At 70.5% G+C, this 12,058-nt stretch carries 12 protein-coding genes; 5 read left to right on the top strand and 7 right to left on the bottom strand.

All coding sequences use genetic code 11. From position 1 onward, the window contains the following. Positions 1–43: 43 nt before the first annotated feature. Positions 44–1,033 (top strand): ABC transporter substrate-binding protein, encoded by a 990-nt coding sequence (locus AC0N04_RS04170; protein WP_474278915.1) that lies wholly within the window; start codon positions 44–46, stop codon positions 1,031–1,033. 182 nt (positions 1,034–1,215) lie between these two features. Then, complete coding sequence (locus AC0N04_RS04165) at positions 1,216–4,398, top strand: response regulator (RefSeq protein WP_474278913.1); 3,183 nt, start codon at positions 1,216–1,218, stop codon at positions 4,396–4,398. A 29-nt stretch (positions 4,399–4,427) separates the two neighbouring features. Here AC0N04_RS04165 and AC0N04_RS04160 read toward each other — a convergent pair whose 3' ends face one another. The 3 genes from AC0N04_RS04160 to AC0N04_RS04150 form a co-directional block, all read right to left on the bottom strand. Then, on the bottom strand, positions 4,428–5,354 hold the full coding sequence (locus tag AC0N04_RS04160; RefSeq protein WP_474278911.1) for a hypothetical protein: 927 nt from the start codon (positions 5,352–5,354) through the stop codon (positions 4,428–4,430). Between the two features lie 131 nt (positions 5,355–5,485). Continuing rightward, positions 5,486–5,863, bottom strand: coding sequence for a cupredoxin domain-containing protein (locus AC0N04_RS04155; protein ID WP_474278909.1), 378 nt, complete (start codon positions 5,861–5,863; stop codon positions 5,486–5,488). A 4-nt stretch (positions 5,864–5,867) separates the two neighbouring features. Beyond that, positions 5,868–6,761, bottom strand: coding sequence for a metallophosphoesterase family protein (locus AC0N04_RS04150; RefSeq protein WP_474278907.1), 894 nt, complete (start codon positions 6,759–6,761; stop codon positions 5,868–5,870). 188 nt (positions 6,762–6,949) lie between these two features. On the opposite strand from AC0N04_RS04150, the gene AC0N04_RS04145 reads away from it, so the two are divergent. Both AC0N04_RS04145 and AC0N04_RS04140 read left to right on the top strand, forming a co-directional pair. Then, the gene (locus AC0N04_RS04145; protein ID WP_474278906.1) at positions 6,950–7,525 is read left to right on the top strand and encodes a sigma-70 family RNA polymerase sigma factor; all 576 of its coding nucleotides are present in this window, start codon (positions 6,950–6,952) and stop codon (positions 7,523–7,525) included. Further along, positions 7,522–8,310, top strand: coding sequence for an anti-sigma factor family protein (locus AC0N04_RS04140; protein ID WP_474278904.1), 789 nt, complete (start codon positions 7,522–7,524; stop codon positions 8,308–8,310). Before AC0N04_RS04145 ends, AC0N04_RS04140 begins: the two co-directional genes overlap by 4 nt. A gap of 49 nt (positions 8,311–8,359) precedes the next feature. Here AC0N04_RS04140 and AC0N04_RS04135 read toward each other — a convergent pair whose 3' ends face one another. The 4 genes from AC0N04_RS04135 to AC0N04_RS04120 form a co-directional block, all read right to left on the bottom strand. Further along, positions 8,360–9,025 (bottom strand): protein-methionine-sulfoxide reductase heme-binding subunit MsrQ, encoded by a 666-nt coding sequence (locus tag AC0N04_RS04135; protein WP_474278902.1) that lies wholly within the window; start codon positions 9,023–9,025, stop codon positions 8,360–8,362. Beyond that, positions 9,025–10,008 (bottom strand): protein-methionine-sulfoxide reductase catalytic subunit MsrP, encoded by a 984-nt coding sequence (gene msrP / locus AC0N04_RS04130; protein ID WP_474278900.1) that lies wholly within the window; start codon positions 10,006–10,008, stop codon positions 9,025–9,027. Before msrP ends, AC0N04_RS04135 begins: the two co-directional genes overlap by 1 nt. 176 nt (positions 10,009–10,184) lie before the next feature. Continuing rightward, complete coding sequence (locus tag AC0N04_RS04125; protein ID WP_474278898.1) at positions 10,185–10,517, bottom strand: hypothetical protein; 333 nt, start codon at positions 10,515–10,517, stop codon at positions 10,185–10,187. An 84-nt stretch (positions 10,518–10,601) separates the two neighbouring features. Beyond that, positions 10,602–11,234: a c-type cytochrome gene (locus tag AC0N04_RS04120; RefSeq protein ID WP_474278896.1), complete on the bottom strand. Its 633-nt coding sequence runs from the start codon at positions 11,232–11,234 to the stop codon at positions 10,602–10,604. A 90-nt stretch (positions 11,235–11,324) separates the two neighbouring features. On the opposite strand from AC0N04_RS04120, the gene yihA reads away from it, so the two are divergent. Next, positions 11,325–12,053 carry a ribosome biogenesis GTP-binding protein YihA/YsxC gene (yihA, locus tag AC0N04_RS04115; RefSeq protein ID WP_474278894.1) on the top strand — a complete coding sequence of 243 codons (729 nt, stop codon included), beginning with the start codon at positions 11,325–11,327 and terminating at the stop codon, positions 12,051–12,053. Positions 12,054–12,058 lie beyond the last annotated feature (5 nt).

Below are 12,058 nucleotides of genomic sequence, written 5' to 3'. Positions count from 1 at the left end.
TCACTAGCCTGTGGTGACTGGGTCACAATGGACTACAACACCCATGGTTTCTGTTGCCACGCCGCATCAGCTCCCACGCCGGCGACTGTTATGGAGCCTGGCCGCAGGGCCGTGGGCGCTCGCGGCCTGCGCGCCGTCGGACACCGCACTGCTGCGGGTGGGTGCCCAGCCCTGGCCGGGTTTCGAGTTGATGTACCTGGCTCGGGCCCGGCGCTATTTCTCGAACGACCGGGTGCGCCTGATCGAGGTCCCTTCGTCGTCGGCCAGCCTGCGGGCGCTGGCCAGCCAGGCCCTGGAGGGCGCCGCGCTGACGCTGGACGAGGTGCTGACGGCACGCTCGCACGGACTGCCGCTGACCGTGGTGGCGGTGCTCGACGTGTCCCGCGGCGCCGACGTGGTGATGAGCCGGCCCGACATCACCACGCCGGCCGAACTGGCGGGCCGCCGCATCGGGGTCGAGACCAGCGCCACCGGCGCGGTCATGCTGGACGCCGTGCTGCAGCGCGCCGGATTGCGGCGCCGGGATGTGAAGGTGATCAGCTTGGCGATCGACGAACACGCGGCCGCCTACCGCAATGGACAGGTCGATGCCGTGGTCAGCTACGAGCCGGTCAAGACGCGGCTGATCCAGGCCGGCGCGCGCGTGCTGTTCTCCAGCGCCGAGGTGCCGGGGCGCATCGTCGACACACTGGCGATGCGGACCGACGTCCTGGCACCTCCCTACGAATCCCAGGTGCGCGCGCTGGTGGCCGGGCACTTCCGTGCCCGCGATGACTGGCAGACCGATCCGGTGGCGTGCTCGGTGCAGATCGCCCCGCGGCTGAAGCTGCCGCCGGCCGAGGTGCCGGCCGCGTTCGCCGACCTGGACCTGCCCGGCGTCCAGGCCAACCGCGACAGCCTGTCGCCGGCCGCGGGGGCGCTGCTCGCTTCAGCGGTCCGACTGCAGGATGTGATGCTGCGGGCCGGGCTGCTGCGGCACCCGGTGGACATGGACCGGCTGGTCGACGGCGGTTTTCTGCCGGGGCGGGCATGAGCGCGCCGGGCCGCTCCCAAGCGCGAATCCCGCAGCGCGTGGCGCGGAGGGCCGTCCAGTGAGCGCGCCGGGCCGCTCCCAAGCGCGAATCCCGCAGCGCGTGGCGCGGAGGGCCGTCCAGTGAGCGCGTCGGGCCGCTCCCAAGCGCGAATCCCGCAGCGCGTGGCGCGGAGGGCCGTCCAGTGAGCGCCAAGCCGGCCCGCTGGCCCCTGCGCTGGCTGCTGCCGTTGATGGTGATGGGCTGCACGCTGGTGGCGCTGCTGGTGTCGTTCCTCCACCAGGTGCACAACGCCGAGGCGGCGGTCTGGGCGGGTGCGCGCGCGCAGGGGCAGCGCGAGCTGGCGCTGCTGACGGTCATCGCGGCCCGCACCGAACCCGGCAGCCTGCCCTTGCTGTCCGAGCTGGTGGTGCAGGCCACGGCCGACCCGCGGGTCGATTACGCGGCGGTGCTGGATGCCGATCGCCAGGTGATGGTGTCGACCGACAGTGCCCAGGTCGGCCAGCCGTTCCGTGCGCTGGCGGGCATGGCCCCCGACTGGGCCGTGGGCCTGCGCGCCGGTGGTGTGGCCAAGCGAATGGAACGCCGCGACCTGGGCGACATGCTGCTGGTGCAGGCCTTCGACCGCACGGCGCTTGCGCCGCTGCCGCGGGACCGCCGCGTGGGCACGGTGGTGCTGCGCTATGACCTGAACCCGGCGCTGGGCGCCTTGTGGCAAACGGCGCTGCGCGAGCATGTCCTCGATCTGGCGATGTTCCTCGCCGCCGCCGCCGTGCTGTTCCTGGGGCTGGACCGCCTGGTGGGGCGGCCGTTGCGCCGTCTGGGCGATGCGGCGGCCGCGATCGGCGGCGGACACCTCGACCACCAGGTGCCGCGCCTGGCCACGCGCGAGCTGGACCGCCTGGGCCAAGCGGTCAACCGGATGGCGACGGATCTGGCGCTGCATCTGCGCCAGCTCGCCGACAGCGAGGAGCGGTGGCGATCGCTGCTGACGGCGGCCCCGGATGCGATGCTGACCGTGACGCCAGAGGGGACCGTCGAGAGCTTCAACGAGGCGGCCGAGCGGCTGTTCGGCTACGCCGCGGCGGAGATCGTCGGCCAGCCGCTCGCTTGGCTGCTGCCGGCGGGTGCCGAAGCGCGGCACCAGGCCCATCTGGACGCCTACGCCGCCGAGACGCCCGAGCAGAGCCGGCAGCGCCGCATGGCCGCGCGTGCCCCGGTCCCTGGCCGCCGGCGAGGCGGCGAGGCGCTGCTGCTGGAGGTCAGCCTGTCCAAGACGCAGGTCGCGGGCGAGTGGCGGTTCACGGCCGTCGCGCGCGACATCGGCGAGCGCGTCGCGATCGAGCACGAGCTGGCCCGCCATCGCCTGCATCTGGAGGAGTTGGTGGCCGAGCGCACCGAGGAACTGGCTCGCGCCCGCGACGTGGCGGAGGCGGCCACCCGCGCCAAGAGCGAATTCCTGGCCAACATGAGCCACGAGATCCGCACGCCGATGAACGCCATCCTCGGCCTGGCGCACCTGGCGCGGCGCCATGCCGACGCGCAGCAACTGAGCCACCTGGACAAGCTCCATGGAGCGGCCCGCCACCTGCTCGCGATCCTCAACGACATCCTCGACTTCTCGAAGATCGAAGCCGGCCGGCTGACCCTGGCGTCGCGGGATTTCGATGTCGACGACATGGTCGGCCAGGCCTGCCACCTGGTGTGCGACCCGGCCATCGAGAAGGGCCTGGAGGTGGTGCAGCGCATCGACCCGGCGCTGCCCACCCATTTGCGCGGTGACGATCTTCGCCTGGGCCAGGTGCTGGTGAACCTGATCGGCAACGCGGTGAAATTCACCGACCGTGGCCATGTGCGGGTGAACCTGACCCGCGTCCACGACGCCGACGGCCGGCCGCTCGTGCGCTACGAGGTGCGCGACACCGGCATCGGCATGGACTCGGCGCAGCAGGTCCGCATCTTCAAGGCCTTCGAACAGGCCGACACCTCGACCACCCGGCGCTTCGGCGGCACCGGCCTGGGGCTGACCATCAGCCGGCGGCTGGTCGAGCTGATGGGCGGCGTGCTGCGCGTCGAGAGCCGCGAGGGCCAGGGCAGCCGGTTCTGGTTCGACCTGCCGCTGGAGCCGGCGCTGGCGCCGGTGCCGGGTCGCCGCGCCATGGCCCGTTTCGAGGGCGCGCGGGCGCTGGTGGTGGACGACCTGGAAGACGCTCGGGTGGTGCTTGCCGAGATGCTGGAGATGCTGGGGCTGCGCGTCGACACCGCGGCCTCCGGCGGCGCCGCGTTGGCGGCGCTGGCGGCGGCCGAGGCCGCGGGCGATCCGGTCGTGCTGTGCGTGCTGGACTGGCGCATGCCGGGCATGGACGGGATCGAGACCGCGCGCCACATCCGGGCGGCGGGGCTGGAGGTGCAGCCCGCCTTCCTGATGATTTCGGCGATGGGGGGGCAGGTGCCGCAACCGGCGCTGGGCGAAATCGGCTTCGCGGCGGTGTTGGTCAAGCCGGTGTCGCCGTCGCTGCTGCACGACGCGCTGGCGCGCGCGTTGCCGCGCGAGCGCGAGGCGGCCGAAGCGCGCCTCGAGGCGGTGTGGCGGCCCGATCCGACCTCGCGGGTGCTGCTGGTCGAGGACAACCCGCTCAACCGCGAGGTCAGTGCGCAACTGCTCGAAGCGGTGGGGCTGAGCCCCGACCTTGCCGACGACGGCGAGATGGCGCTGGAGATGGCCCGCCTGAGTCATTACGACCTGATCCTGATGGATCTGCAAATGCCGCAGATGGACGGATTGGAAGCGACGCGCCGCATCCGCCAGGTGCCGGGCCACGCGGGCACCGCGATCGTGGCGATGACGGCCAACGCGTTCGAGGACGACCGCGAGCGCTGCCGTGCCGCCGGCATGGATGACTTCATTGCCAAGCCGGTCGATCCGAGCGAGCTGGCCCGCGTGCTGCGCCGCTGGTTGGCGGCCACACTGGCGGCGGGTGCGCTGCCACCGAAGCCGGGCGACGCCGGCGAGCCGCCCTTCGCCGTCCCCGGCCTGGATCTGCCCCGCGCGCTGGCGGGACTGGGCGGCAACCAGGCCTTGCTGCGACGCTTGCTGCAGGTCTTCGCCCGTCACCACGGCCAGGACGCCGAAGCGCTGCGAGCGGCCCAGGCCGAGGGCCGGCTGGACGTGCTGGGGCGCCTGCTGCACCAGCTGCGCGGCGCGGTGGGCGCCCTGGGGGCCGTCGATCTGGTCGACGAGATCCTGACCGTCGAGGCCGAGCTCCATCGTGGCGTGCCGCCCGCACCGGCTGCCCTGGCGCAACTGGCCGCGGCGGTGGAGACCTTGGTGGCCGAGATCCGACAGGTGCTGTTCGCCGAGGGCTGAGCGGCGACGGCCGGGCGACCGGGGGCAGCTCACGGCGGCACGGCACACCCCTTGGGCAAGGCCAGCGCCTGACGCTGCGTTGCGGGCCAGCTCTGCAGGTCGTAGAAGCACAAGGCCTCGATCTCGGTCAGCGTGGAGGTCCAGCCGCTCGCGGGCTGCGCGAGGACGATGGAGCTCAGGTTCGAGGCCGAGAAGCTGTCGTTGTTGACGGTCAGGTAGGCGGGACTGGTCGATGACAGGGCGCGGATCACCACCATGCCGTTGCCGACCCCGTCGTCGTCGGCGAACCAGCGGCCGTTCCAGTCGGTGATTTCGCAATCGCCGCTGCAGCCGCGGGCATCGACGACGTTGATGCCGGTGCCGGCGGCATTCGGGATCAGGACCTGGTTGTAGACCCCGATCGGAAGCCGTGGCACGTAGCCGCGCAAGCCCTTGCCGCTGAACAGCGGTGTGTTGGCGCCGAACAGGAAGCGCCGCGTCACCAGCATTTCGTTCGACTTCGACTTGCTGCCGAACACCTGGTAGTGGCTGGCGGTCAGCGCCGACGGCGGACCGAAGTCGGGGCACTTCGCAACGGTCGTCTTGGTGCTTCCCGCGCTGGGCTTGGTGCTCTTCCACGTGGACATCGACCCGCCGAAGATCATCAGTGGGGAGGTGCCTTCCGGTTCGCCGTAGGCCTGCCCGAAGAACTCCTGCGGGTCGTTGCAATGCAGCGGCCCGCCGTTGCTGACGAAGTTGGTGACATGAGCGCCGCTGCTGTTGATCCAGTCGATCGCGTCGACGCGGTCGGCGTCGGTGGTGGTCCAGCCGGTGGCCGGATCGGCGAAGTCGACACTCAGGCGCGAACCGGCGATGACGTGGCCGGCCGCGCAGGCGCCGGTGGCCACTCCTAGCGCTGCCGCCGGGGCGGCCAGACGGTGCCAGCCGCGGGACCATGAAGTGCGAGAGAAGATCATGACATGGGCTCCTGAATCAAGTGGAGGGGAACACCGGCCGCCAGGCCGGTGTCGGGGCGGAGGCCGAGGATTCGCCTCACCGTGCTTTCGAACGGCGCAAGGTCCGGCCGGCAAGCCGGGCGTGGCGCAGGTCAGGCGCTCACCGTCAGCATGCCGTTCATCGATTCGTGGCCGCTGCCGCAGAACACGTCGCAGAGGAAGACGAATCGACCGGTCCGGTCGGGCTTCAGGCGCAGGCTCGTGAACTGGTCGGGCGGGAGGTCGGTTCGCAGGCCCAGGTCCGGGATGCTGAACCCCATCGGCACGTCGGCGCCGGCGATGTGCAGGACGACCGCCTCGTCGCGTTGGAGCTGCAATGCGTCGGGGATGAAGACGAAGCGCTTGGCGACCAGTTCGATGCGCCGCTCCGGGGGGGCCGGCGACGCCCGCCCGGCCAGCGTGCACAGGGCCGACACGCCGACGATCATCAGCAAACGGCGGCGGTCGCGGAGATCACGCTCGGCGTCCATGGCCTCAGCTCCGTTGCACCGGCCATTCGGTGATCGCCAGGGGCGCGCCGGAGCGGGCCTGCACCTCCCGGAACCCCAGGCCGCGGTAGGGGGCCGACGGATCCCAGGGCAGCGGGGTCCGCTTGGGTTGGGAACCGGGGGCCGGCAGCGCGAAGATCAAGGACTTGGCCGAATGGTGGGCGATGTGCCCGGTCAGGTGGTGGTGTTCCTGGTGGATGTGGCCGTAGAACACCGTGACTTTCGAGAAGGGCGTCAGCAGGGCCAGTGCCTTGGCACCGTCGCGCGTGGCCCAATCCCACGACGGGTACAGGTCGAACAGTGGGCGATGGGCGAACACCACGATGGGGCGGTCGCTTGCCTGGCGGCTGAGGTCCTGGGCGAGCCACGACAACTGCGCGTCGCCCAGCTGGGCGTGCGGGTCGCTGACGTTGTCGAGCGCGATGAAATGCACGCCCTGGTGATCGAACGCATAGTGCGTCTCGCCGAAGAACTCCCGAAACGCCGCGCCCTGGTCCAGCGACGCATCGTGCTCGCCGGGAATGAAGCGAAGCACGGGGACGCTCAGCGTCGACACGATGTCGCGTACCTCTGCCAGGCGCTTGCGACGCTCCACGGGATCGTCGGTGGTGTGGGTCAGGTCGCCGGTGAACATCACGAAGGCCGGCGCCGGCGACAAGGCGTTGACCGAGGCCACCGCCTTCGGCAGCGTGCCTCGCGCATCCGGGTTGGCGCCGCCGACATAACCCCAGTGGGCGTCCGACAACTGCACGAAGTAGAAGTCGTCGCGGGCCGTTGCCGACGTCCCGGGGCCGCCCGCGCAGGCGTCCAGGCCCGACGCGAAGACCACGCCGGCCAGGCCATGAAGTCGCAAGAACTGTCTCCGGTCCATCGGTTCCATGCGGGTCTCCTGCAGGCGGGGTGCGCCGCCCACCGTCGCTTGACGAGGGGCTCGAAAGCGCGCCACCATGTCCTGCAAGACCGGCGCAGGGCGTTGGTCATTCCCGGGCGGCGCCAGAAGCCGATACGCTGGCGGGGTGTCGGGAATAAAAGGGCGGCCCGGCCGGTCACTTCACCATGGGGGGCACCATGCTCGATGACGACAGCCGGCGCCGCATCGACGTGCTGGTCCTGCCTCACCTCGATGCGGCATACAACCTGGCCCGCTGGCTGGCCCGCAACGATGCCGACGCCCAGGACATCGTGCAGGATGCCTTCGAGCGGGCGATGCGCTACATCGGCGGCTTTCGCGGCGACAACGCCAGGAGCTGGCTGCTTCAGATCGTCAGGAACACCTGCTACTCGTGGCTCAAGGCGAACCGGCCCGGCGCCGAGACGGCATTCGACGGCGACGAAGCGGCGATGTCGGAGGTCGCAGCGCCCGCCTGCGAAGAGCCGCACTGGGCGGCTTCGCGCAACGCCGACAAGCTGCTGATCAACCAGGCCCTGGCCGAGCTGCCCGTGGTCTTTCGCGAAGTGCTGATCCTGCGGGAATTCGAGGACCTGGCCTATGCCGACATCGCCTACATCGTCGACGCGCCGGTGGGCACCGTGATGTCCCGCCTGGCCCGCGCGCGCGGCATGATGCGACGGGCCTTGGCGCCGGGCGCGCGGCCCGTGCTGCGCGAGGTGCCGCGCAACCCACCCGATGGAACCACGTCATGAAGCCCGAGTTCGACGCCCCCTGGCTGGAGGCCTTCATCGACGGCGAGCTCGATCTGGGCAGCCGGCTCGAAGTGGAGCGCCGATTGGCGCAGGACGCCGGCCTGAGCACTCGCGTCGAGGCGATGCGCCGGTCGCGCCAGCTCCTGCGCGAGCACCTCTCGTACCACGCCGCGCCGCCCGGGTTGCGGGCCCGGCTCGCCGAATCGCTCTCCGCGCAGCAGCCGCCGCCGAGAGCCGCCGAGAACCGCCGCGTGGCCGTGCGGCGCGGCTGGCGCGGGTGGGACTGGCGTCCGGCGCTGGCCTCGCTCGGGCTGTCGGCCGCGGTGATGGTCGGGTTGGGCCTGGCCTGGCAGCATCGGGACCGCGATCGGCAACGGATCGACGAGGTCATCGCCAGCCACGTGCGTTCGACGCTGGGTCAGCGCCTGGTCGACGTGGCGTCGTCGGACCACCACACTGTCAAGCCCTGGCTGTCGGCCCGCCTCGATTTCTCGCCGCCGGTGCGCGAACTGCAGATTCCTGGCTCCACGCTGCTGGGCGCGCGGATCGACTATCTGGATCAACGGCCGGTGGCTGCGCTGGTTTATCGCCAGGGTCCGCACATCGTCGATGCCTATGTCTGGCCAACCCGGCAGGCCGACCGGCCTGCGGCCTTCCAGGCCGAGCGCGGGTTTCAGCTGGCGAACTGGTCGCGCAACGGCATGACGTATTGGGCGATCTCCGACGTCAACCAGGACGAGTTTCGCCAGGTGGTGCAGGCGCTTTCAGCGGCCGAGCCTCGATGAAACAGGGATGCCGGGCTGCGGCACCCGCGTGCGGCCAGACGCTCCGGCGTCAAGGTTCGTATCGAGGCGGACTCGCGGACGAGCCGACGATCGGACGGCGCGCTGCCGACGACGGCACGGACGTGGGCTGGCGCCGCCACCACCGCCAGCCCAGCAGCACGGCGACGATCGCGCCGTAGAGAACGACCTCGGCGAAATCGTGCTTGCCGGCCTTCATCCAGTAAAAGTGCAGCAGGGCCACCGGGCCGATCACGTAGACCAGCTTGTGCAGGTCGCGCCAGGCTTTCGCCCCCATCCTGCGGATCGCAGCGTTGAACGAAGTCGCGGCCAGCGGCAGCAGGGCCAGCCAGGCCGCCGTACCGACCAGGATGAACGGCCGCTTGGCGATGTCTTTCAGCAGGGCGTGCAGGTCCAGGCCCTGGTCCAGCACGGCGTAGGCCAGCCAGTGCAGCGTGCCGTAGAGAAAGACGGCCACGCCGATGTTGCGGCGAAAGCGCACCAGGCCGCTCCAGCCGGTCCACTGGCGCAGCGGGGTGATGGCCAGCGTCAGGCACAGGCCGCGCAGCGTCCAGTCGCCCAGGCCGCGGATCAACGCCTCGGCCGGGTTGGCGCCCAGGCCATCGGTGCTGCCGAGGTAGACCAGCCGTGCCAGCGGGACGGCCAGCAGCAGCCACAGCAGCGGTTTGGCCGCGGGGTGCAGGAGCAGGCGGTTCATCAGAAGTACTTCTTCAGGTCCATGCCGGCATACAAGGCGCCGACCTGCGGCTCGTAGCCATTGAACATCAGGGTCGGGCGCTTGGGCGTGAACAGGCCGCCTTCGCCGATGCGGCGCTCGGTGGCCTGGCTCCAGCGCGGGTGGTCCACATGCGGGTTGACATTGGAGTAGAAGCCGTATTCCTGCGGTGCGGCCTGCATCCAGCTGCTCACCGGCTGCTGGCTGACGAAGCGGATCTTCACCAGCGACTTGGCGCTCTTGAAGCCGTACTTCCATGGCACCACCAGCCGCACCGGGGCCCCGTTCTGGTTGGGCAGCACCTCGCCGTACAGGCCGAAGGCCAGCAGGGTCAGCGGGTGCATGGCCTCGTCGAGGCGCAAACCCTCGGTGTAGGGCCAGTCCAGCACCCCGGAGCGCTGGCCGGGCATCTGGGCCGGGTCGGCCAGGGTCACGAATTGCACGTATTTCGCGTTGCCGGTGGGTTCGACGCGGCGGATCAGTTCGGCCAGCGAATAGCCCTCCCAGGGGATCACCATCGACCAGCCCTCGACGCAGCGCAGGCGGTAGATGCGCTCTTCCATCGGGGCCAGGCGGAGCAGGTCGTCGATGCCGTAGACGCCGGGCTTCTTCACCTCGCCTTCGATCGAGACGCTCCACGGGCGGGGCCGCAGCGTGTGGGCGTTGCGGGCGGGCTCGTCCTTGTCGGTGCCGAACTCGTAGAAGTTGTTGTAGCCGGTCACGTCGCCCAGCGGCGTGGGCTTGTCCATCACCATCGACCCCGCCACGGTGCTGCGCTTGCCTTGCAGGCGTTGCAGGCCGGTCGCCGGGGCGAGCGCCAGGGCGTCGCGGGAGGTCCAGGCGGCGAGTCCGGCACCGGCCAGCGCGGCTCGGCGCAGCCAGTCGCGGCGGTCATGGAAGACCGCTGGCGGCGTGATCTCAGAGGCCAGCGGGTGCTTGAAACCACGGTTCTTGAGCAGGAGCATGGGAATGCCTTTTCGACGGAGGGTTCGACCTGCCGCAGCGGCGCTGTCGGCATCGGGCGATGAGCCTTGGTCGGGACCATGAGGGCGAACCTTACGCGGTCGTGGAACCGGCGGCGTCAGGCCGGCGCGGGAACCCCGCTGCGGGTGGTGGCTTGGCCGGCGCGCGCGGCCCAGCCTCAGAGGTCGCCGAGCTTCGGCGGACCGGCGTCGCCGAACAGGTTCAGGGCGTGGCCCGAGCGATGTTCGCGAAAGCTCTTGCGCGAGAACAGCTTGGCCTGGGCCTCGGCAGGAAGGTCGGTGATGGCGATCAGGTGCCTGGCGATCAAGGTGTCGATCACGTCTTCCAGCACGCGGACGAAATCGGCGTCCAGGCGGGCGAATTCGGCGTGGCCGACGAAGCCCTGCACATCGGGGTGATCGTCGGGCAGGAATTCGCCGGCATCGCCGGCGGGGGCGTGGCGGTGCAGGCTGGCGATGGCGCCGTTCGGGTCGCGAAGCACGTAGGGCATGGGCGCGATGATAGCGGCGCGTCGTCTGCGGGGCGGTGGCTCCGCGCGCCGTTCGGCGTGGCTCAGTTCACGCGCCCGGCGTCCTCAACGCAGGCCTTCGGCGTAGTCGGCGACGGCCTTGATTTCCTGGTCGCTCATGCGCGCGGCGATGTCCATCATCGGCACGCTGTTGGCACGGGTACCGGCACGGAAGTTCGTCAGCTGGGCTTCGAGGTACTCGGCGTGCTGGCCGCCCAGGCGCGGGTACAGATTCGGGATGCCGGCACCGTTCGGGCTGTGGCAGCCGGCGCAGGCCGGCACGTTCTTGTCGGCAATGCCACCGCGCCAGATCTTCTCGCCCAGCACCACGGTGTCCTTGTTGCGCGCATAGCCGTTCTTGGCCTGCTTGCTGGCGTAGAACGCGGCGACATTGCGCATGTCGGCGTCGCTCAGCGGCGCGGCCATGCCGTTCATGACGGCGTTCTTGCGCACGCCGGCCTTGAATTCGGTCAGTTGCTTGACCAGGTAGGCGGCATGCTGGCCTTGCAGGATCGGATTGGCGACGATGCCGCGCGAGCCATCGTTGGTGTGGCAGGCGGAGCACACCTTGGTCGAGAGGTCCTGTCCCAGGGCCAGATCGGGCTTGGCGGGCGCGGCCGGCGCGTCGGCGGCAAACACGGGGGCCGCGAGGAGGGCGGCGAACACGGCAGTGATGGCGAACGCGACAGGAGTCTTCATCTCGAAGGGCCTCGGGGAGGTTGGGAATGTCGACGATGCCTCCAGGGCACAAGCACCGGAGGACCAAACCGATGGATTTTACAATGCTCCATGACTGAATCCTCCCGTCCCGGCGCCCCGGCACCTTCCGCGAGCGTCCGCACCGCCCTCGCCTGGGCCCACAGCGCCCGTTTTCTGACCACCGCCGCGCAGCTGGAGCACCTCCCCGAGGGGGATCTGGCCGAGATCGCGTTCGTCGGACGCAGCAATGCCGGCAAGTCCACCGCGATCAACACGCTGGCGCAGCGCCGTCAGCTGGCCTTTGCCTCGAAGACGCCGGGCCGCACCCAGCACATCAACCTGTTCGCGCTGGGCCCCAAGGACGCGCCCGATGCCTACCTGGCCGACCTGCCCGGCTACGGCTACGCCAGTGTCGAGCGTGGCGCGAAGCTGCGTTGGCAGAAGGTGATGGCCGATTACCTGGAGGTGCGGCGCAACCTGCACGGTGTGGTGCTGATGATCGACAGCCGGCTGGGCTTCACGCCGCTCGACACCCGCTTGCTGAGCTTCATCGCGCCGCGGGTGGCCAATGGCGAGGTCCGCCTGCTGGTGTTGCTGACCAAGGCGGACAAGCTCAACCGCCGCGAGCAGCAGGCCGCCCTGGCCGGCGCGCAGGCGGTGCTCGGGGAGGTCGCCACCGAGGCGGCCGACGTCGGCGTGCTGCTGTTCTCGGGCCCCAAGCACATCGGCCTGGACGATCTTGCCGAGACGCTCTACGGCTGGATGCACCCGCAGGCCGAGGCCGACATGGCGGACGACGCGGCAGCAGCCGCGCCGTGATCGCC

The sequence above is a fragment of the Ideonella sp. sgz306126 genome (genome assembly GCF_056032705.1).
The sequence above is the reverse complement of the archived record's forward strand: the minus strand, read 5'-3'. Positions and strand labels throughout refer to the sequence as shown.